The organism is Pseudomonas sp. HLMP (assembly GCF_046365545.1).
Taxonomy (GTDB): domain Bacteria; phylum Pseudomonadota; class Gammaproteobacteria; order Pseudomonadales; family Pseudomonadaceae; genus Aquipseudomonas; species Aquipseudomonas guariconensis_B.
Window position 1 is genome coordinate 574,019 of record NZ_JBDLLR010000001.1, and the last position, 21,238, is coordinate 595,256.

Sequence of the window (21,238 nt, forward strand, 5' to 3'; positions counted from 1 at the left end):
GCTCCTCGTGAATGATCGATGAACGTCTCGGGGCGAACAAAACGCGCGCGCAGGGGGCAACGGATGCACCCCGCCTGACGCCTTCTTTCATCCGGACTATGACCGTCGGCCCTGGAATCTCACCAGGTCTGCTGACCCCCGGCATGGCCGGGGCGCTCGCGGGCTCATCTTTCGATTTACCGCCGGTGGGGACTTTCACCCCGCCCTGAAGACCGGGCAAGCATACCCCACGCTACCACCCCACTGGCAACCCGGCGGCCTACGACCTTCGGCGGTATCATGGTGAGTGTCCCGTGCAGGACACTGGCAGGCTCTTGTGGAAACGACCCCATGGACATTCTCGAAGTCGCCGGCGGCAAGCCGGTCAAGTTGTGGACCGATGGCGTGCCGGTGGAAGACGACGCCCGCCGGCAACTGATGAACACGGCCAGGATGCCGTTCATCTACAAGCACCTGGCGGTGATGCCGGACGTGCACCTGGGCAAGGGCTCGACCATCGGCAGCGTGATCCCCACCGTGGGCGCGATCATCCCGGCCGCGGTGGGTGTGGACATCGGCTGCGGCATGATCGCCGCGCGCACCTCGCTGCATGCCCGCGACCTGCCGGACAACCTGCATGGCCTGCGCACGGCCATCGAGCAGGCCGTGCCCCACGGCAAGACCTTCGGCCGCCACGACCAGGGCGCCTGGGACAACGTGCCGAAGCAGGCCGACCAGGTATGGAGCCAGCTGGCAGGGCGCTTCAAGGGGATCGTCGACAAGTATCCACGCCTGGAGAAGACCAACAACCGCCACCACCTGGGTACCCTGGGCGGCGGCAACCATTTCATCGAGGTCTGCCTGGATGAGGCCGACCGCGTGTGGTTCATGCTGCACAGCGGCTCGCGAGGCGTGGGCAATGCCATCGGCAACCTGTTCATCGAGCTGGCCCAGGCCGACATGCGCCAGCACCTGGGCAGCCTGCCGGACAAGGACCTGGCCTATTTCGAGGAGGGCAGCCGGCACTTCGCCGATTACGTCGAGGCCGTGGAGTGGGCACAGGGTTTCGCCCGGCATAACCGCGAGCTGATGATGCAGGCGGTGGTCGCGGCCAGCCGCAAGGTGCTGGGCAGACCTTTCCAGGCCAGCCTGGAGGCAGTCAACTGCCACCACAACTATGTGCAGCGCGAACGGCACTTTGGCCGCGAGGTGCTGGTGACGCGCAAGGGCGCGGTGTCGGCGCAGAAAGGGCAGTTGGGCATCATCCCGGGGTCGATGGGCGCCAGGAGTTTCATCGTGCGCGGGTTGGGTAACGAGCAGTCGTTCTGTTCGTGCAGCCATGGCGCGGGGCGGGTGATGAGCCGGACCAAGGCCAAGAGCCGCTTCTCCGTCGAGGACCAGCGTCGTGCCACGGCCCATGTGGAGTGCCGCAAGGACAAGGATGTGATCGATGAGATCCCCATGGCCTACAAGGACATCGATGCCGTGATGCGCGCCCAGCGGGAACTGGTGGAGGTGGTGCATACCCTACGGCAGGTGGTGTGCGTCAAAGGTTGAGGGGCAGGTGGGGCTGCAAAGCAGCCCCAGGATTAGCGAGACATGGACTCGATCACCCATTGCAACGACGCCGGCAGCATCGGCCCATGCCCTAACCCTTCGAAGCGTTCGAAGCGCACTTGCAGCCCAGGCACCTTGGCCAAATCGGCACTCAGCTGGCGGGCCGGGCGCTCCACGTCGCCTTTGCTCGGGCCACGTGGCCGGGATGGTTCGTCGCCACCACGCATCAGCAGCAGGCGCGGGCGGTCATTCCCCAGGCGCTGTTGCAACCCTTCGGCCTCGCGCACGATGGCGCCGTCATGCCACCACAGCGAAGGGCTGGCCGCCGCATAGTCACTGAACTCACCGGGACGGGTGAACAGCGCATGCAGCACCGCCAGCCCACCATAGGAATGCCCCCACAGCGTCTGCCGCTCCAGGTCGATGGGCGCGACGCTGGCGACCATCGGGCGCATGCGCTGGGCCAGCAGGTCGAAGAACGCATCCACCCCACCACTGGGCAAACCGGTCAACGGGTCGCGCGGGTCGGCCTGCCCTGGCAACGCCGGGGTGTAGTCATAGGTGCGCCCGGCGCGTTCGATGCGCTGCTCGGTCTGGTAGCCCACCGCAACCAGCAGCGGCGCCTGGCCGGCAGCGAGCCTGTCCAACTGCATGGCGCCCAGGGCACCCAGCGCGGCATTGCCGTCGAGCATCCACAGCACTGGATACCCGCCCGCAGGTGCCGGGCGGTCGGGCTTGCCGATCCACAACCGGTAGTGCCGCTTGCCGTCGAGCGAGTCCAGGTCGAGGTGGCTGAAGCGATAGGCGAGGTCCTGGCGCTGCAGCACGCTGGTGTCCATCTTCTGCTCGCGCTCCGGCTGCGCCACGGCAGCAGGCGACAGGGCCGCGAGGGCCAGCGCCAAGGCCAGGGGCAGGGTCATGTTGCTCATCGGGCGATCTCGTCGTGGGTTCAGAAGGACGCGGTCAGGCTGGTGTAGAGGGTGCGGCCAGGTTCGTTGTAGGTGGCCGCGCCGGCACCGGCGATACCGTTCACACCCTGGGCGTTACCCGCCCGGTACAGGCGCTTGTCGAACAGGTTGTCGATGCCGGCGGTCAGGCTCAGGTGCTGGGTGATGGCGTAGGTGCCGCTGGCGCCGACCAGGGCGTAGGGCGCCAACTGGTCGTTGGCCGAGCCTGTGACACGCTCGCCATGATAATCGTATTTCTTCGGCTTCTGCTTGCCGTACCAGGCGACGTTCAGTTGCAGCGAGAGGTCGTCGGTGGCTTGCCAGTCGAGCATCGAGTTGAGGGTGTAGGCCGGGGTCACCGAGAGCGTCTCGCCGGTTTCCTTGTTCTTCGACTGCAGCATGTAGGTGAGGTTGTTGCTCCACTTCAGCTGTTCGCTCAGTGGAATGGTCAAGGTCCCTTCCAGGCCTTCCACCAGCGCCTTGGGGATGTTCTCCCACTGGTAGATGGCGGCGTTGGCATAGTCGCCGCTACCGCCGCTGGCATTGCCGACAGGGCTCAGGCCGGAGTCGATCTTGTTCTTGTAGTCGTTGCGAAAGTAGGTCAGGCCGGCGACCCAGCCGTTGGCCTGGTACTCGATACCCAGTTCCTTGTTGACGCTGGTCTCGGCCTTGAGGTCTTCGTTGCCTTGCAGGTAGCAACTGGTGGTCTGCCCATAGCAACCCTGGCCGCGGCTGTAGAGCAGGTAGTCGGGGTTGAGCTGGTACAGGTTCGGCGCCTTGTAGGCGCGGGCGATGCCGGCCTTCAGGGTGAAGGTGTCGCTCAGCGCGTGGGACAGGTTCAGCGAGGGGCTCCAGTTGTCACCGACGATGCTGTGATGGTCGAAGCGCAGGGCCGGCGTAAGCATGGTGCCGGGCATCAGCTCGATGTTGTCCTCGGCGAACAGCGAGAAGATCTGCGCCTGGGAACTGGTGTCGCGGCCGGCACTGTCCAGGCCGCCGACCGCGCCGCCTTCGCTGGTGCTCTGGGTGTTGGCGCTGGGGTCGTCGAGCTTCTGCTGGCTCCATTCGGAGCCCAGGGTCAGGGTCTGGTCGCGCCAGGCCTGCAACGGCAGGTTGAGCTCGCCGTGGGCGGTGAGGCCGCGCAGGGTCGAGGTGTAGAAGTCGGTGCTGCTGAAGATGCCTTCGGTGCCGCCGGCCAGGCCTTCGTTGATCCGGCTGTTGCGGGTCTTCTCGTATTGCAGGTAGGCCATGGAGCTGCCGAAGTCCCAGGCGCCGCGATGGGTGACCGAGTAGGTCTGGCGGTACATGCGGTTGGTCTCGTGGCCAAGCATGCTTTTCACGTTGGCGTTGGAGTTGGTGTTCTGGGTATCGCCGGTATAGATGTTGCCCTGGCGGCTGAAGCCTGCTTCGAACTCCAGGGTCTGTTCCGGGTTCAGGCGCCAGCTCAGCTGGCCGTTGAGGTCCTTGTTACGCACCCCCTCGCGACCGGCGGGCAAGGTGCCGGCCTGGTTGCCGGTACGTGCGGATTCATGGCCGGCGTTGATGTCCCAGTCGTCGGCGTCGGTCCTGGCGACATTGCCGTACAGGCGATAGCTGAGATTGTCGGTGAGCGGGCCGCTGAGGCCGAAGCTCATGCGCTTGGTGGCGCCTTCGTCGCCGTGCTGGGGGAAGTTCTGGTAGAGCGTGACGTTGCCGTGGGTCTGGCTGGAGGCTTGCTTGGTGATGATGTTGACCACCCCTCCCATGGCGCCGGAGCCGTAGCGCGCCGCTGCTGGGCCACGGATCACCTCGATGCGCTCGACCTGGTCGGCCGGCACCCAGTTGGTGTCGCCGCGGGTGTCGCGTTCGCCGCGCCAGCCATAGCGGACCGAGCTGCGGCTGCTGACCGGCTTGCCATCGACCAGGATCAGGGTGTTCTCCGGGCCCATGCCGCGGATATCGATCTGCCGGTTGTTGCCGCGTTGACCGCTGGTGGAGTTGCCGGTCAGGTTGACCCCCGGCATGGTGCGGATGATCTGCGACAGGTCGTTGGCCGGCGGGCGCTTCTTGATGTCCTCGGCGGTGATGATGGACACGCCTGGGGCCTGCTTGGTCTCCTCCAGGGCGGTGGCCACCACGGTCTGGCTTTCCAGTTCGATCGGTTGCGGCTGGCTGGCAGCTTGCACGGCGCTGGCCAGCAGGCCGCTGGACAACAGCAGGAAGGGCGCGAGGGGAAGTGAGCGGGGCGACATCTGCGATCTCCGGAACGTCGGGCTGAATGCGGGAGATCAGGGATGATAATTACTCGTAATTGAGAGTAAAGCGCATTAACTTTCTAAACATTCCTCGGCAGCCGGTAGCACCAGGTGCAGGCACAGGCCAGGGTGGGCGTTGCTCGCCCACAGCCGGCCACCCTGCAGTTCGATGGCGCGACGGGCGATGGCCAGGCCCAGGCCGAAGCCGGCGCCGCTGCCTGGAAGGCGCTGGTAGGGTTCGAAGATACGTTCCAGGTCGCCGTGTGCCACCCCAGGGCCCTCGTCGCGCAGGCGCAGGTGCCAGTGCTCGCCCTCGCGCCAGCCATCGAGGCTGACCCGCCCCTGCGGCGGCGAATGGCGGATGGCGTTGCGCAGCAGGTTCTCCAGGGCCTGGGCCAGGCTGTCCAGGTGCGCCTGCACGCGGCATTCGGTGCCTAGCGAACAGGGCAGCCGGGTGCGTTCCCAGCCGCTTTCGAAGCAGCTGTCCTCGCACAATGCCTCCCAGACCGAGAGCACCAGTACCGGCGCGGTGGGCAACTGCGGATGCTCGGTGTCCATCCAGGCCAGGTCGAGGGTGTCTTCCAGCAGCCGCTGCATGTCTGTCACCTCGCGGCCCAGGCGTTCGTGCAACTGCTCCGGTGGCAGGCCGCTGTCATGGGCGATGCGCAGCCGCGCCAGGGGCGTGCGCAGTTCATGGGACAGGGTGCGCAGCAACAGGCGCTGTTGCTCCAGGCTCCGGCGCAGTCGCCCGGCCATGTGCTCGAAGGCCTGGGCCAGCTCGCCCAGCTCGTCGCGACGCTCCAGCAGCGGCAGGCCGGGGCTGTCGAGATCATCGGCGCGCAGTGCGTCGGCACGGTCGCGCAGGCGGTTGAGCGGCACCACCAGGTGGCGATACAGCAGCAGGCCCAGCAGCAGGGCGAGCAGGGCTGGCGCTACGCCATGGGTGACCACGTGGGTCCATGGGGTCAGGCCGGTGGGCAGCAGGCGCTCGGGCAACTGGATGACCAGGCGGCCGTCCTCGGGATGTTCGGGGAACTCGATGCTGACGTACGGCAGCTCGTCCTGCAGGCGTTTGCTCATGGGCCAGTCGAGCTTGCGCATGAAGGTCAGGTGGCTCGCCTCCTCGGCGCTCAACGGTGAGGTGCCGAGGCTCTCCAGGCGCGGGCCGACCAGCGCCACCCAGGTGTCCTCCGCCTTTGCCAGGTGCTGGCGGAAGGCCTGCGCACCGGCCGCGCCACCGCTGCGCCATGCCTGTTCGGCCTGCTGCGCATAGCGTGCCAGGTAGAGGCGGTCGGCCTGGTCGAGGAAGTAGGTACGGCGCTCGACCGACAGGCCCCAGGTCCAGATCAGCCAGGTCAGCAGCAGGCAGAAGCACACCTGCAGCAGCGCCAGCTTCCACAGCAGGGGGTGACGGCGCATCAGGACACTTCCGTTTCGACCAGGATGTAGCCTTGGCCGCGCACCGCCTGGATCTGCAAATGCTGCGTACCGATTGCCGCGAGCTTGCGGCGCAGGTTGCAGACATGCACGTCCAGGCCACGGTCCAGGCGGGTGTAGGGGCGGTGCAGGACGCTCTGGTAGAGGAAGGCCTTGCTCAGCGCTTCCCCAGGGTGGGCACGCAGGGTCGCCAGCAGGCGGTATTCGGAACCGGTGAGGCCGGCATTGCGGCCCTGGTGCATGACATCCTGGGCGCCCTGGTCGAGGGTCAGCTCGCCTTCACCTCGAGGTTGCGCCTGGCGCCGATCGAGGGCCACGCGGCGCAGCAGGGCATCGACCCGGGCGTCCAGCTCGGCGAGGCTGAAGGGCTTGGGCAGGTAGTCGTCGGCCCCACGGGTGAAACCGCTGATACGGTCCTGCTCGGCGCCCAGGGCCGACATCAGCATCACCGGCACCGCCTGGCGCTGTCGTAGGTCGTCCAGCAGGCTGAGGCCATCGACGCCGGGCAGCATGATGTCCAGGAGGACCAGGTCGAACCCGCCCTGACGCATGGCGTCCAGGGCCTGGGTGCCGCTTGCGCAGGCGTGCACGGCGAAGCCTCGGTCGTGGAAGTGGCGTTCCAGGTCCTGGCGCAGATGGGAATCGTCTTCGGCGAGGAGAAGCTTGGGAGACACGGCGAGGCCTTGATGAGAATTCGTTGCAATTACGAATCATCCCACTGCCGGGATCGTCGAGGCAATGGCCCGTTGCTGGCATTTCGTCGCAGGGGGCCTTCGTCAACCGTATGTTCTCTGCGTAGCGCTGCCCGACGGGTTGTGTAATCTCCCACAGGCCACGGCATCAGTCATGGAGCCAGGGGCACTGGATCTTGGGCAATTTGCTGCGATCGGGAACACGATCGACGTCCCCACGTGGCTCCAGCCGCGTGCCGGAATTGGTCCTAAAAAGTTCTGCACCCCAGGAAGACACTGCGTAGGCAGCCAGGTTCGTTCCCCCTATCTAAGGATCGATACCGGCCGCTTCTCTACTGCCTTTCAACCTAAAACAATAACGAATGGGGTGAGCAGCATGTCCGTACCTCAACAAAACCGCCCGGAGCAATCCAACGGCGGCCTGCAATCGGGACTCAAGCAACGTCACATGGCCATGATCGCCTTGGGTGGTGTCATCGGTGCCGGCCTGTTCGTCGGCAGCGGTGTGGTCATCCAGTCTGCGGGGCCTGCGGCCCTGCTTTCCTTTCTGGTCACAGGTGTACTGGTCATCTTGATCATGCGCATGCTCGGCGAAATGGCTTGCGCCATACCCGCCGTCGGGTCGTTCTACGAATATGCGCGCATGGCATGGGCCGATCATCCACAAACGAGCCAGCTGGCAGGGTTCCTCTCCGGCTGGATGTATTGGTATTTCTGGGTGATCGTCGTCGCGGTAGAGGCCGTGGCCGGCGCTTCGCTCATTCAGTTCTGGTTGCCGGATGTCCCGGCCTGGGCCATCAGCCTGACGCTGATGATCATCCTGACCTTCACCAACCTGGCCTCGGTCGCTTCCTTTGGCGAGTTCGAGTTCTGGTTTTCCTCGATCAAGGTCGCCGCGATCCTGGTGTTCCTGCTTTTGGGCGGGCTGTACTTGCTGGGCATGTGGCCGACCGAAACCCAGCACGGGCTGAGTTCGATGCTCGACCACGGTGGCTTCATGCCCAACGGCATCGGCCCGGTGCTGACGGGGGCGGTGGCTGCGACCGGGTTCTATTTCGGTGCGGAGATCGTCACCGTGGCTGCTGCCGAATCCTCCGATCCGGTGCGCTCTGTCGCGCGGGCGACCAACTCGGTGATCACCCGCGTTCTGTTCTTCTATGTCGGCTCGATCCTCCTGGTGGTCACCCTCGTCCCGTGGAACTCCCCTGCCATGCTCACGCCGTACTCCAGCGCCCTGGCAGCCATGGGCTTCGACTGGGTCGCGCACGTGATGAACGCCATCGTGCTGACGGCAGTGCTGTCCTGCCTCAACTCGGGCATCTATGCGTCTTCACGCATGCTGTTCGCGCTGACCAAGCGCGGCGATGCTCCGCGCAGCCTGGCCAAGCTGTCCGCACGCGGCGTGCCGCGCCGTGCGATCTTCTTCGGCACGATATTCGGCTACCTGTCGGTGATCATGTCGTACGTCTCGCCGGACACCATCTTCGCCTTCCTGGTCAACTCCTACGGCACCGTGGCGATCTTCGTCTATGTGCTGATCGCCCTGTCCCAGCTGCGTTTGCGTGCGAAGCTGGAGCGCGAGGCGCCAGAGAAGCTCAAAGTGCGGATGTGGTGCTACCCCTACCTGACCTATGTCGCCATTCTTGGCATGCTCGGTATCGTCGCCGGCATGGCCTTCATTCCCGAGCAGCGCATGCCGTTGGCGCTGGGGGTCGTCAGCCTGGCGATTCTGGTGTTGGCGTTCATCACGCGCAGTATCTGGCGGCGTCTCAAAGGCCTGCCCACCGTCATACCGGTGAGCAGCTAACCGTTGCCACACGCTTAGTACGCTGTCCTGGGGGCCTGTGCGGTCAATTCGAACGAGCGAATTGACCGCACAGGCCCCAAGTGCTTTTCAGCCGAGCTCTCTGCACTGGTGTGCAGAGAACGAGCCCCAGCGAGCGCCGCTATACCCTGTGGGAGCAAGCGGGCTTGTCGAGGCGTCGAACCGCCGCGAACACCGGCGAAGCCGGTGCCATACACCGCGTTGCATTCTTCGCGGGCAAGCCCGCTCCCACAGGGTCCCCGCTGAATCAAAGAATGAGAACTGGCTTGCCGGCGATGGGGGGTAATGCAGCGTCAATGTCGCTTGACTGACGGTCATCGGCCGTTGAGCAGACGCAGGATCTCGTCGAATACGGCATTGTCCAGGCTGCGCGACAAATCCAGCTCCAGGCTCTGGCGGTAATAGGCGCTCAGGTCCAGGCCGACGCCGAGGGCATACAACTCGATGCGGCCCTCCTGCTCGATCTGTCGCGTTACTTGCTTGAGGTGCAGGTCGAGGATGTCCTGCTGGTTGGTCTGCTGGGTGGCGCTGTCCATCGGGCAACCGTCGCAGATGACGATCAGGATGCGCCGGCGTGCATCACGCTGCAGCAGCCGCTGGCGGGCCCAGAGGAGCGCCTCGCCATCGATGCCTTCGCGGAAAAGGTCGGCCTTGAGCAGCGCGGCGATGCTGGGGCGGGCGCGGCGCCAGGGCGTTTCGGCATCCTTGTAGACCAGGTGGCTAAGTTCGTTGAGCCTTCCTGGGTTGGCGGGTTGGCCCATGCCGCGCCAACGCTTCAAAAGACGCCCGCCATTCCATTGGCCGGTCGTGAAACCGAGTATTTCACTGCGAGCACCAGCCAGTTCCAGGGCTCGGCTGAAGGCGTCAGCCAGCAGGGCGATGTGCTCGATGTGGTTGCGCATGGAGCCGGAGTTGTCGATCAGCAGGCTGACCAGGCAATCACTGTGCGGGCGTTCGCGCTCATGGCGAAAGATCTCGCGTTGCTCGGGGCTGATGATCAGGCGGCTGAGGCGCCCGGCATCGATCTGTCCGTCGCGCTGGGCGAAGGCCCAGCCATCTCGGCGAGGCACTGCCAACAGGGCACCCAGGCGCTTGGCCAGGCGCGGCAGGTTCAGGCCCTGGCCCGCCAGGTGACGGTCCAGGCGCTGGCGCAGGTCACGCAACGTTTCGGGCCGCACCAGGCTGGCAGCGTTGTGTTCGCAATCGTAGTCGCGGCTGAATACCTGGTAAGCGAAGGCGTCGTTGCCGCCTCGTGGATTACCTTGGGCAGCACCGCCGTCACTGATATCGCCCTCGCTATCCTGATTCACATCCAGCAGCAGGGCGAAGGCCAGACGCGCTTTTTTGTCGGCTTCAGCGACGTTGCCCTGGTCGTCATCGAACGGTTCGGCATCCAGGTGCTCGATCAGCTCCTGCACCTTGGCGGCAATCAGCAAGGCATGCTCGGTGAACGCTGCCTGATCGTGGCGACAGCGGCGCAGCAGCCCGAAGGCCGCGCCAAAATGGCCGAGCAGGCTCAGGCGTGGCGCTTCGATGAGCATCTCCATCTGCTCCCCGGCGCGGCCGCCACACAGCAGGATCCAGCTCATCTGCGCCAGGGTGAAAAGCAGCAGGCCGATGTGCCCTTCGGTGTGCCCGGCGTCGAGAAACTGCTGGCTCCACTGTTCGAAGCGCCGCATCAGGTTGCGCTGGACGCCTGGATGGCTGTCGCCCACCAACGACTCGACGCGCAGTTGCTCGAGCAGTTCGAACACCAGGCGTTCGATAGGTTGGGCTGGGAGAACCTGGTGGACCAGCGCCTGGTCGCTGTGTTTCAAGCGCAGTGCCAGGCTGTCGGCCACCCCGCGCCAGGCGTGGCTCTCGTCGCGCTCGGGGTCAGGGTGCAGGTGCGGTGCGCGCACCGGGACGTGCCGTTCACGTACTTCCAGCAGGCCACCGCGGTAGCGTACGCGCCGTTCACCGGACAGTGCGCGCAGTGTCGCCGCGCAGAGTTCCTCGAGTTGTTGCTGGCGTTTCTCGCGGCGTGGCGGTGGGGTCATGGGGGCTTCCTGTGAGGGATCAGGCTAGTGCCAGCAAAGGGAACGCCGATTCGGCCAGCTCCTGGTCGAAACAGCGTTGGTAATATTCGGCGACGATTGGTCGCTCGGCTTCGTCGCATTTGTTGAGGAACGTCAGGCGGAAGGCCAGCGCCGGGTCGCTGAAGATCTCCATGTTTTCCGCCCAGGAAATGACACAGCGCGGCGACATCAGGGTCGACAGGTCGCCTGCGGCGAAACCTTGCCGGGTCAGGTCGGCCACCGCCACCATCTGTTCCAGCAACCGTTCGCCGTGTCGGGCGACCAGGTGCGGCACCCGCGCGGCGACGATCGCGACTTCTTCGGCCTGGGGCAGGTAGTTCAGGGTGGCGACGATGTTCCAGCGATCCAGTTGCGCCTGGTTGAGCACCTGGGTGCCGTTGTAAAGCCCGTTCAGATTGCCCAGGCCCACGGTATTGGCGGTGGCGAACAAGCGGAACGATGGGTGCGGATGGATCACCTGGTTCTGGTCGAGCAGGTTGAGTTTGCCGTCGCGTTCGAGAATGCGCTGGATCACGAACATGACGTCCGGACGACCGGCGTCGTACTCGTCGAAGATCAGCGCCATGGGGCGGCGCAGTGCCCAGGGCAAGATGCCTTCCTGGAATTCGGTGACCTGTTTCCCTTCACGCAGCACGATGCCGTCCTTGCCGATCAGGTCCAGGCGGCTGATATGGCCGTCCAGGTTGACGCGCGTGCAAGGCCAGTTGAGCCGCGCGGCGACTTGTTCGATATGGGTCGACTTGCCGCTGCCGTGCAAGCCCTGCAGCATCACCCGGCGATTGCGGGTGAAGCCGGCGAGAATCGCCAGCGTGACTTCCGGGTTGAAGCGATAGGCCGCATCGCTCTCCGGCACCAGTTCGTTTGGCGCGAGAAGCACCGGTACACGCATGCTGGAGTCGATGCCGAACAACTCCCGGACAGGGACCAGACGGCTTGCAGGTTCGATGTTCAGGTCGGTCATGAGTGTCGTCTCGGGCCGGAGGGAAGTCTTGATTCTAGGGTCGCTGCCGGGGCAGGGGAGGGGCCAGTTACGGGTGCCCGATGCGGCCAGTGGCGGCTGGCACTACGTTCAGGCGAAAACTGGCTCTATGGCCTGGAAGCGATGGCGACCAAGGATGGCCTGGCTGGTAAAACGCCTGGCGATTGCCGCCGAACAACCTTGAGAGGTCAATCAGATGTCCGCCGATACCCTGACGATCACGCTGGACCCGGAGCTCCTTGCGCTCTTTAGCCGCTACGAGAAACATACGCAGGTCACTGCGGCGTATTACATCGACGAATTGCTGGCCAAGACCCGGCCGACCCTGCAGGCCGTGGTCGAGGCGCTGGACGAAGCCGCAGGCGACTCCGAGGCGCTGGCCCGGCTGTTCGGCAACAAGATGGCCAGCCTGATGCAGCCGACCGCTAAGGCCACGGCCTGAGTCCATCTGTTGGACAGTGAGCTGCGCCGATACTCTGTGTGAGCGGGCTTGCCCGCGAAGAATACGACGCGGTGCATGGCACCGGCTTCGCCGGTGTTCGCGGCGGTTCGACGCCTCGACAAGCCCGCTCCCACAGGGACCCTGCTAAATCCAGGAGATGTCCTGCCGGCGATGAGCTGCGTAGCAGCCCCAGCAAAGCCTGTAGAAACCTTACTGCCTGCCATTACGGCTGGCCGCGTCTTGGCTCTGCTGCAGGCCCATCATCTACAAGAACATGCCACCCAACGGCGAGGAGGCATCGGCGCTCAATCGGCGCGGCATGCGCCCTGCCAGGTAGGCTTGGCGACCGGCCTCGACCGCTTTGCGCATTGCCGTGGCCATGCGGATCGGCTCGCGGGCGCGGGCAATCGCGGTGTTCATCAGCACGCCGTCGCAGCCCAGCTCCATGGCGATGGCCGCATCGGAGGCGGTGCCGACACCGGCATCGACGATCACCGGAACCTTGGCGTTTTCCACGATCAAGCGGATGTTGTAGGGGTTGCGGATGCCCAGCCCGGAACCGATCGGCGCGCCCAAGGGCATCACCGCCACGCAGCCAAGCGCCTCCAGGCGTCGGGCCACCAGCGGGTCGTCGCTGGTGTAGGCCATCACCTTGAAGCCCAGCTCGACCAGTTGCTGGGCGGCAACCAGGGTTTCGCCGATGTCTGGGTAGAGGGTCTGGCTGTCCCCGAGCACTTCGAGCTTGACCAGGTCATGGCCATCCAGCAGTTCGCGTGCCAGCAGGCAGGTGCGCACGGCATCCTTGGCCGTGTAGCAGCCTGCGGTATTGGGCAGCAAGGTGTAGCGCTGCGGGGTGATCACCTCGAGCAGGTTGGGCTGGAGGGTATCCTGCCCAAGGTTGCTGCGGCGCACCGCAAAGGTGACGATCTGCGCCAGGCTGGCCTCCACTGCCGCGCCCGTCTCGGCCAGGTCGGCGTAGTGCCCGGTGCCGACCAGCAGGTGTGAGTCATAGGCTTGGCCAGCAATGATGAGCGGGTCGCAGGTTGTGTTCGCGATGGTCATAGGGGCTCCGGTGAGAGGGGCAGGGCGATCAGCCGCCGCCGATGGCATGCACGATTTCCAGGCGGTCGCCCTGCTGCAGGCGCAGCCCGGCATACTCGCTGCGCGGCACGATGCCGAGGTTGTGTTCGATGGCCACGCGCCGCGTTTGCAGCTGTAGCCGGGCGAGCAATTGCGCCAGGTCGATACCTGCCGGCAACAGCTGGGCCTCCCCGTTGATCGTGACTTCAATCATTCAGGTTCTCCTGTCGGTGGCGGCTTCGTGTTCGCAGGGTGAGGGCGCCGGCGCTGCGCTTGAAGAGCCAGTCGCGGCTGTGGCGTTAGTCCAGTGTGGCGATTGCACGGCTGGCATCATCCATGGGCGATAACTGGTTCTAACTGCGCGCGCTGCTTGTTCTTAGTTTCATCTCCAGGGGTGGATCGGGGAGTGCTGCATTGCGATGCCGAGTACTGCTCCTTCATCTATCGGCGCCTGGCGTTCATCTCCTGCCCGGTGACCCATAACAAAAATGCACCAGTCGAGAGGTAAGCATGAAAACAACTGCGCACGAGTACGATGCAGCCCAGGCGTTGGCCAGCGACCGCGCCCACGTGTGGCATCACCTGTCCCAGCACAAACCGCTGGAACAGAGCGATCCGTTGATGATCGTCGAAGGCAAGGGCATGCGGGTCTGGGATGCCAAGGGCAACGAATACCTGGATGCGGTCTCTGGCGGGGTATGGACCGTCAACGTCGGTTACGGCCGCGAGAGTATCGCTGACGCGGTGCGCGACCAGCTGGTGAAGGTGAACTTTTTCGCCAACTCCGCAGGCAACATTCCCGCGGCCTTGTTCGCCCAGAAACTGATCGAGAAGATGCCTGGCCTGAGCCGGGTGTACTACTCCAACTCCGGTTCCGAGGCCAACGAAAAGGCCTACAAGATCGTGCGACAGATTGCGCACAAGAAGTATGGTGGCAAGAAGCACAAGATCCTGTTCCGCGAGCGGGACTATCACGGCACGACCATCACCGCGCTGAGTTCGACCGGCCAGTTCGAGCGCAAGAACCAGTACGGCCCCTTCACCCCGGGGTTCGTCGAGTTTGCGCATTGCTGCCAATACCGCTCGCAGTTCGGTGACGTGCCTGACTATGGTGTGCGCGCCGCCATGGAGATGGAGCGTGTAATCCTCGCGGAAGGGCCGGATACCGTGGGTGCGGTGGTGCTTGAGCCGATTACCGCGGGCGGGGGCGTGATCACGCCGCCGGAGGGGTATTGGGAGACCATTCAGGCAATCTGCAAGAAGTACGACATCCTCCTGCACATCGACGAGGTGGTGTGTGGCCTGGGCCGCACTGGCAAGTGGTTCGGCTATCAGCACTACGGCATCAAGCCGGACATCGTCACCATGGCCAAGGGGGTGGCCAGCGGTTATGCGGCGATCTCCTGCACCGTGACCACCGAGGAGGTGTTCGAAGCGTTCAAGGGGGAGGCCGATGACCGCATGGGTTACTTCCGCGATATCAGCACCTTCGGCGGCTGCACCGCAGGCCCAGCGGCGGCGCTGGAGAACATGCGCATCATCGAGGACGAGGGCTTGCTGGAGAACGTCACCCACATGGGCGAGTACTTCATGGGCCGCCTGCGCGAGCTGCAGGACAAGTACCCAGTGATTGGCGATGTACGCGGCAAAGGCCTGTTCTGTGGCATGGAACTGGTCAAGGACCGCAAGACCAAGGAGCCGGTGCCGGAGAGCGTGGCGATTGCCATCGTCGCTGACTGCATGCGCCAAGGGGTGATGATCGGGCGCACCAACCGAAGCTTCGAGCAGTTCAACAACACGCTGTGCTTCAGCCCGGCGCTGATCGCCACGCAAAAGGAACTGGACGAGATCATCGTCGCCCTGGATGGCGCACTGGGTCGCGTTGCAATCTGATCGATAGGTTTCACCAGGGTTGACCGGTCCTTTGGCTTTGTCGAGGGTCCGGTCTTTTGTGTCTCTGCGACGTTAATATGTCGAGCGCTGGATAGTCTTGCCGAGGGGTTGTTGCTAGTCTGCTCGACGATCGCCACGCTGGTGCTGGGCTGGCGAGAGCATTCTTGAGCGACTGGCCGAGTGCTGTGCGGTACCAGCGCTTATCGTTCGTTCAGTCGAGGCCGCTATGTTCCAGCTGTTCCATTTGTCTGCCGATAAATCCACCAATCTGCAACAGCAGCTGCGCGAGCAAATCGCCCAAGTGATACTCAACGGCAATATACCGCCGGACAGCCCGTTACCTTCCAGCCGCAAGCTGGCCAAGCAGCTCAACATCGCACGCAATACCGTGGTCCTGGCCTACGAGCACCTGCTCGACGATGGCTACCTGATCGCGCGTGAGCGCAGCGGCTACTACGTCAATCCCGATATCCTGGCACACAAGGTCGACGCGCCGCGTGCTGACCAGGACGAGGCCGTCGCCACCACGTTGGACTGGTCGCAACGGCTGGTGATGCAGCCCTCGCAGCAACGCAACATGAGAAAACCACGGGATTGGCAGAGCTACAAATACCCCTTTATCTACGGGCAATTCGACCCAGCCCTGTTTCCGACCGCCAACTGGCGTGGATGCTGTCGCGATGCGGTGAGCATCCCGGCGATCCGTGACTGGGCTTCGGACCGTTTCGACAACGACGACCCCTTGTTGATGGAGCAGATCAGGACGCGCCTGTTGCCGCGTCGCGGTGTCTGGGCTTCGCCTGAACAGATCCTGGTCACGGTGGGTGCGCAGCATGCGTTGTACATGCTGGCGCGTCTGTTGTTGCGCCCCGACAGCCTGATGGGCATCGAAGAGCCGGGCTACGTCGATATCCGCAATATCGCCATGCTCAACCCCTCGCGCATTCAGCCGCTGCCGGTGGACAACCAGGGCCTGATACTGAGCGAGAAACTCAATGACTGCGACCTTATCTACACCACGCCCAGCCATCAGTGCCCGAGCACCGTGACCATGCCCCTGGAGCGCCGCTACGAACTGTTGCGGCGGGCCAAGGAGCACGATTTTCTGATCATCGAGGACGACTACGAAAGCGAGACCAACTTCAAGGGCAACCCGATCCCGGCGCTCAAGAGCCTGGACAAGAACGACCGGGTGCTTTACGTCGGCAGCCTGTCAAAGACCCTGGCTCCTGGCTTGCGAGTTGGCTACCTGGTCGGCCCCGAAGCCTTGATCCGTGAGGCACGGGCGTTGCGTCGACTGATGGTGCGTCATCCTGCGGCGAACAATCAGCGTTCGGTAGCGCTGTTCCTCGAGCGCGGTTACCACGATGCGTTGATCCTGAGCCTGATGCGCGCCTACGAGGAGCGTCATCAGCAGATGGGCGATGCCCTGCGCGAGTACCTGCCGGAGTCCTCCAGGGAGCCGAGCTTCGGCGGCTCCTGCTACTGGGTGAAGGGGCCGGATGGCCTGGATGCGCGTCGCTTGCAGGAGGAGGCCGCCAACCACGGCATCCTGATCGAGCCCGGCGATATTCATTTCTTCGGTGAGCAGCCACCGCTCAACTACTTCCGTCTGGGCTACTCGTCCATTCCGGCCGAGCGTATCCGTCCGGGAATCAAATTGCTTGCCGAGCTCATCGAGCGGCTTTGCTGACCACGCCCATCGAAAATCACCCCCTCGCGCAGGCAGTGTCGAACACGCATTTCGGCGCTGCCTGCTGGCTTAACAGGTAGTCCCCAACTGGTTCTATCGGCCACTTCCCCCGCCCTCCTACTCTAGCCCCAAGGCAGCCAGCCCTCGCTTGCAAATGAACGAGGGACGGCTCGCTCGACTTGCCCCAAGACTCCATCAAAACAACAACAGGAGAGTTCGGCATGCGTAAAGGCGCCGCACAGAGCAAGCACCACAAGTCCCCGCTCCGCCTCCCTGTACCTGTCCTGATGCGTATCCCCCTGTGCCCATGCTGCTGAAAGGCTGAGCCCGAGTAGTTGGCGGCATACCTTAAGTAACGAGAGGAGTATCGATATGCCACGCATGACCCCCAGCGAAGCAATGGTTGAAACACTGGTCGCCAATGGCGTGACCGACATCTTTGGCATCATGGGTTCGGCTTTCATGGATGCGATGGATATCTTCGCTCCGGCGGGTATCCGTTTTATCCCGGTGGTCCACGAGCAGGGCGCCGGCCACATGGCCGATGGTTACGCACGGGTCAGCGGCCGTCATGGCGTGTGCATCGCGCAGAATGGCCCTGGCATCACCAACTTCGTCACCGCCATCGCCGCTGCCTACTGGGCACACAGCCCGGTGGTGGTGATCACGCCGGAAACCGGCTCGATGAGCCAGGGCCTGGGTGGTTTCCAGGAAGCCCAGCAACTGCCGTTCTTCGAGACCATCACCAAGTACCAGGCCCATGTGCCTAACCCGGCGCGGATGGCCGAGCTGACCGGCCGTTGTTTCGACCGGGCGATGCAGGAAAACGGCCCGACCCAGTTGAACGTCCCGCGTGACTTCTTCTATGGCGATATCAACGTCGAGATTCCTGCACCGATTCGCATCGAGCGCAGCGCCGGTGGTGAGCAGAGCCTGGCCGAAGCCGCCCAGATCCTGGCGGCAGCGAAGAACCCGGTGATCATCTCCGGCGGCGGCGTGGTCATGGGCGACGCCGTCGAGGCCTGTAAAGCGCTGGCCGAATACCTCGGCGCGCCAGTGGTCAACAGCTACCTGCACAACGACTCGTTCCCGGCCAGCCACCCGCTGTGGTGTGGCCCACTGGGCTACCAAGGCTCCAAGGCGGCCATGAAGCTGCTGTCGCGTGCCGACGTGGTCCTGGCCCTGGGCACCCGCCTGGGCCCATTCGGTACCTTGCCACAACACGGCCTCGACTACTGGCCGAAGCAGGCGAAGGTCATCCAGGTCGATTGCGACTCGAAGATGCTCGGCCTGGTGAAGAAAATCACCGTCGGTATCTGCGGCGATGCCAAGGCCGCGGCGCTCAACCTGCTCGGCCGCCTGGAGAACCTCGAGGTGCAGTGCCTGGCAAGCAAGGGGGCGCGTGCCGAGGAAATCGCCAAGGAAAAAGCCGACTGGGAAACCGAGCTGGACGCCTGGATCCACGAGAAGGACGAATACTCCCTGGAGATGATCGAGGAGCAGAGCGGCGAGCCTGGCAACTACCTGCACCCGCGCCAGGTCCTGCGGGAACTGGAAAAAGCCATGCCTGCCGATGCCATGGTCTCCACCGACATCGGCAACATCAACTCGGTCTCCAACAGCTACCTGCGCTTCGAGAAACCCCGCTCGTTCTTCGCTGCCATGAGCTTCGGCAACTGCGGCTACGCGCTGCCGACCATTATCGGTGCCAAGGTCGCCGCGCCACACCGCACCGCCATCTCCTATGCCGGTGATGGCGCCTGGGGCATGTCGATGATGGAAATCATGACCTGCGTGCGCGAAAACATCCCGGTCACCTCGATCGTCTTCCATAACCGTCAGTGGGGCGCGGAGAAGAAGAATCAGGTGGACTTCTACAACCGCCGCTTCGTCGCAGGCGACCTGGAGAACCAGAGTTTTGCCGGCATTGCCCGCGCGATGGGGGCCGAGGGCGTCACCGTCGATCGCCTGGAGGACGTCGGCCCGGCGCTCATGGCGGCTTGCGAGGCACAGAAGGCAGGCAAGACCACGGTGATCGAGATCATGTGCACCCGCGAACTGGGCGATCCGTTCCGCCGCGATGCGCTTTCCAAGCCTGTGCGCTTCCTCGAGAAGTACAGGGACTACGTCTGAGGCGCCTGGCGTCAATGCCTGTGTGGCGGGCCCAGCTCGCTGCACAGGCCATCAGGAATACGGCGATGGCGTCTTCGGGCGCCGTTGCGGCTTCGACCGTGAATACAGGAATCCAAGCATGTTGAGCACCCTTGCACCGGAATGTCCGGCGTTTTTGCTCGATCGGGCCAAGGCCCTGCCACGTGTGGTCACGGCGGTGGTCAACCCGGTCAACCTGCTGAGCCTGAGCAGTGCCAAGCGGGCGTGTGACGAAGGGCTTATCGAGCCTGTGCTGGTCGGTGATCAGATGAAGATCCGCACCTTGGCCGAAGAACTCGACTGGGACCTGCGCGACCTGCGCGTGCTGCACGCCAGTGATGAGCAACAGTGCGCCGAAGTCGCTTGCATGCAGGCTGGAGACGGTAGCGCAGCGGCCATCATGAAGGGGCACCTGCACACCGATACCTTGTTGCGTGCGGTGCTCAAGCGCGAAGTGGGGCTGCGTACTGCCAGCCGTCTCAGTCATGTGTTCCACATGACGCTGCCGGGGAGCGACAAGGCCTTGTCGATCACCGATGCGGTGATCAACGTGCAGCCTACGATCATCGACAAGATCCATATCGCCCGCAATGCCATCGAGATGATGCATGCCTTGGGCTATGAGAGGCCGCGCATGGCGGTGCTGTCTGGTACCGAGGAAGTGACGCGCAGCATGCCCTCGAGCCAGGATGCCGCCGAGCTGACCAAGCTGGCGGTGCTCGGTGTCCTGGGAGAGGCCTGCATCGAAGGCCCGCTGGCCTTCGACAACGCGGTGTCGCTGGAGGCGGCGCGCATCAAGGGCATTGGCGGTGAGGTCGCGGGCAATGCCGATATCCTGCTGGTGCCCAACCTGGAGGCGGGTAATTTCCTGTTCAAGCAGATGGTGTATTTCATGGGCGCCACGGCTGCTGGCCTGGTGCTGGGCGCACGGGTGCCGATCATGCTCACCTCGCGTGCCGACCCGGTGCAGGCGCGTCTGGCATCCTGCGCGCTGGCGTCCATCGTCATCGACCATCACCGGCAATCGCGCGGGCGCTTTGCGTAAAAAACCAAGCAATCCCGAGACCCCAAGGAAAATCACGATGGCTGTGCAACGTTATGGCTTTATCTTCAAGGCGCCTGGTATGCAGTTCCTCACCCACAACGGTAGCCTTGAATCGGACACCTTCACCGCGACCGTGTGCGGCGTAGCGAACGTCGGGGAAGCGCAGATCGTGGCCCAGGAATTGTTGACCCGGCATGTGCAATTGATCGAGCTGTGCGGCGCTTTCACCGAGGCCGAAGTCGAGCTGGTTCGCAGCGCCATTGGCGACCGGATTCCCGTGGCCTCCGTGCAGTACAACCCTGAGACTCGCCAACGCCTGCAGCAGTTGAGCGACTGAGCGATTTGGGGCCGCTTTGCGGCCCTTCGCGGGCAAGCCCGCTCCCACAGGGATCGCGCATTTCCTGAACCTGTGGGAGCGGGCTTGCCCGCGAAGGGCTGCAAAGCAGCCCCAGTAAAGTCTGTAGAGGCCTTAACTGACTGGCATTAGGGCCTGTCTTCAGGGGGCGCAGCGTGCAGGAGCCATTTCAGCCTGCCTGGCGGACAACACCCGCCGCCCCCACCAATCACTCCCTTCAACCAGTTGGCGGATCAGCACCTGTTGCTGCGTACTGCCGGCAAACTGCTGCGGACGCGGTAGCGGTGGAAGCGAGCAGACCAGGGCCTGGTGCTGTTCTGCACCTTGCGCAAGTTCCCCGAAGCCGGGCAAGAACGGTAAGTGCGGGCACAGATAGAACAACACCTGGTGGGTTGCCGCTTGCAGGCGTTCGCTGGCGAACAACGCCCTGTTGCATGCATCGAGTAGCTCGGACGCCAACGGCAAGCCTTCGCTGCCGCCGCTTCCAATGATTTGCCCCCAGCGTGGAGCCAACGCCTGGCGAATGAAACCGTCCAGCCGGGCTGCCAGTTCATCCTCGGCAAAGCCATGAAAATCCAGGCCGAAGCAGTCCTTCAGAATGCGCAGGTACGTCTTGTCGACCAGGGTGCGCCCTGCGTTCTGCCAGCCCAGGCCGGCGGCTTTGACCAGGCTGCCGTGGAACTGCAGGAGCAGGGCATTCTCGCTGCTACGCGCGTCCATGCCCGAGGCAAATGCCGGGTGCGGCCGTGACCAGGCCTGGCGCAGCTGTTCTGCGAGCTGGGCGAGGCGCAGGCGATCCTGGGTCATAGGTGTTCTCCGCAAAGCAGGTCTTAATGCACAGCAAGGGCTTG

At 64.0% G+C, this 21,238-nt stretch carries 17 protein-coding genes and 1 riboswitch; of the genes, 8 read left to right on the plus strand and 9 right to left on the minus strand.

From position 1 onward, the window contains the following. Window positions 1-75 precede the first annotated feature (75 nt). Window positions 76-217: riboswitch (FMN riboswitch) on the minus strand. Between the two features lie 113 nt (window positions 218-330). After that, entirely contained in the window at window positions 331-1,536 is a 1,206-nt protein-coding gene (locus ABFA30_RS02895) for an RtcB family protein (protein WP_410045127.1), read from the plus strand. 32 nt (window positions 1,537-1,568) lie between these two features. Here the strand turns inward: ABFA30_RS02895 and ABFA30_RS02900 are convergent, their stop codons facing one another. The 4 genes from ABFA30_RS02900 to ABFA30_RS02915 form a co-directional block, all read right to left on the minus strand. Then, complete coding sequence (locus ABFA30_RS02900) at window positions 1,569-2,465, minus strand: alpha/beta hydrolase (protein WP_253091380.1); 897 nt, start codon at window positions 2,463-2,465, stop codon at window positions 1,569-1,571. Between the two features lie 20 nt (window positions 2,466-2,485). Beyond that, window positions 2,486-4,714 (minus strand): TonB-dependent siderophore receptor, encoded by a 2,229-nt coding sequence (locus ABFA30_RS02905; protein ID WP_410045128.1) that lies wholly within the window; start codon window positions 4,712-4,714, stop codon window positions 2,486-2,488. A 75-nt stretch (window positions 4,715-4,789) separates the two neighbouring features. Then, a complete protein-coding gene (locus tag ABFA30_RS02910) occupies window positions 4,790-6,136 on the minus strand; it encodes a sensor histidine kinase (protein ID WP_225788761.1) in 1,347 nt (448 codons plus the stop codon). Then, a complete protein-coding gene (locus tag ABFA30_RS02915; RefSeq protein WP_410045129.1) occupies window positions 6,136-6,828 on the minus strand; it encodes a response regulator transcription factor in 693 nt (230 codons plus the stop codon). The genes ABFA30_RS02910 and ABFA30_RS02915 overlap by 1 nt, the downstream gene beginning before the upstream one ends. A gap of 394 nt (window positions 6,829-7,222) precedes the next feature. Between ABFA30_RS02915 and ABFA30_RS02920 the strand changes: the two genes are divergently transcribed. Further along, window positions 7,223-8,653: an amino acid permease gene (locus tag ABFA30_RS02920; protein ID WP_225788760.1), complete on the plus strand. Its 1,431-nt coding sequence runs from the start codon at window positions 7,223-7,225 to the stop codon at window positions 8,651-8,653. Between the two features lie 332 nt (window positions 8,654-8,985). On the opposite strand, the gene ABFA30_RS02925 is transcribed toward ABFA30_RS02920, so the two are convergent. Together ABFA30_RS02925 and ABFA30_RS02930 are read right to left on the minus strand one after the other, a co-directional pair. Further along, on the minus strand, window positions 8,986-10,710 hold the full coding sequence (locus ABFA30_RS02925) for a cobaltochelatase CobT-related protein (RefSeq protein WP_225788759.1): 1,725 nt from the start codon (window positions 10,708-10,710) through the stop codon (window positions 8,986-8,988). A gap of 19 nt (window positions 10,711-10,729) precedes the next feature. Then, window positions 10,730-11,710: an AAA family ATPase gene (locus tag ABFA30_RS02930; RefSeq protein WP_253102402.1), complete on the minus strand. Its 981-nt coding sequence runs from the start codon at window positions 11,708-11,710 to the stop codon at window positions 10,730-10,732. Between the two features lie 214 nt (window positions 11,711-11,924). On the opposite strand from ABFA30_RS02930, the gene ABFA30_RS02935 reads away from it, so the two are divergent. Further along, window positions 11,925-12,170, plus strand: coding sequence for a hypothetical protein (locus ABFA30_RS02935; RefSeq protein ID WP_410045130.1), 246 nt, complete (start codon window positions 11,925-11,927; stop codon window positions 12,168-12,170). 264 nt (window positions 12,171-12,434) lie between these two features. Here the strand turns inward: ABFA30_RS02935 and ABFA30_RS02940 are convergent, their stop codons facing one another. Then, window positions 12,435-13,232 (minus strand): thiazole synthase, encoded by a 798-nt coding sequence (locus ABFA30_RS02940; RefSeq protein ID WP_368816111.1) that lies wholly within the window; start codon window positions 13,230-13,232, stop codon window positions 12,435-12,437. A gap of 28 nt (window positions 13,233-13,260) precedes the next feature. Further along, window positions 13,261-13,461, minus strand: a complete 201-nt coding sequence (gene thiS, locus ABFA30_RS02945; RefSeq protein ID WP_253079914.1) for a sulfur carrier protein ThiS — start codon at window positions 13,459-13,461, stop codon at window positions 13,261-13,263. Window positions 13,462-13,760: 299 nt separating this feature from the next. On the opposite strand from thiS, the gene ABFA30_RS02950 reads away from it, so the two are divergent. The 5 genes from ABFA30_RS02950 (at window position 13,761) to ABFA30_RS02970 (ending at window position 20,369) form a co-directional block, all read left to right on the plus strand. After that, window positions 13,761-15,143 carry an aspartate aminotransferase family protein gene (locus ABFA30_RS02950; RefSeq protein WP_253091533.1) on the plus strand — a complete coding sequence of 461 codons (1,383 nt, stop codon included), beginning with the start codon at window positions 13,761-13,763 and terminating at the stop codon, window positions 15,141-15,143. A gap of 226 nt (window positions 15,144-15,369) precedes the next feature. After that, window positions 15,370-16,836: a PLP-dependent aminotransferase family protein gene (locus ABFA30_RS02955; protein ID WP_225788754.1), complete on the plus strand. Its 1,467-nt coding sequence runs from the start codon at window positions 15,370-15,372 to the stop codon at window positions 16,834-16,836. A gap of 372 nt (window positions 16,837-17,208) precedes the next feature. Then, entirely contained in the window at window positions 17,209-18,969 is a 1,761-nt protein-coding gene (xsc, locus tag ABFA30_RS02960; protein ID WP_225788753.1) for a sulfoacetaldehyde acetyltransferase, read from the plus strand. A 118-nt stretch (window positions 18,970-19,087) separates the two neighbouring features. After that, window positions 19,088-20,032 (plus strand): bifunctional enoyl-CoA hydratase/phosphate acetyltransferase, encoded by a 945-nt coding sequence (locus ABFA30_RS02965; RefSeq protein ID WP_253079889.1) that lies wholly within the window; start codon window positions 19,088-19,090, stop codon window positions 20,030-20,032. 37 nt (window positions 20,033-20,069) lie between these two features. Continuing rightward, window positions 20,070-20,369, plus strand: coding sequence for a DUF6506 family protein (locus ABFA30_RS02970; RefSeq protein ID WP_410045131.1), 300 nt, complete (start codon window positions 20,070-20,072; stop codon window positions 20,367-20,369). Window positions 20,370-20,528: 159 nt separating this feature from the next. Here ABFA30_RS02970 and ABFA30_RS02975 read toward each other — a convergent pair whose 3' ends face one another. Further along, window positions 20,529-21,194: a hypothetical protein gene (locus tag ABFA30_RS02975; protein WP_410045132.1), complete on the minus strand. Its 666-nt coding sequence runs from the start codon at window positions 21,192-21,194 to the stop codon at window positions 20,529-20,531. Between the last annotated feature and the right edge of the window lie 44 nt (window positions 21,195-21,238).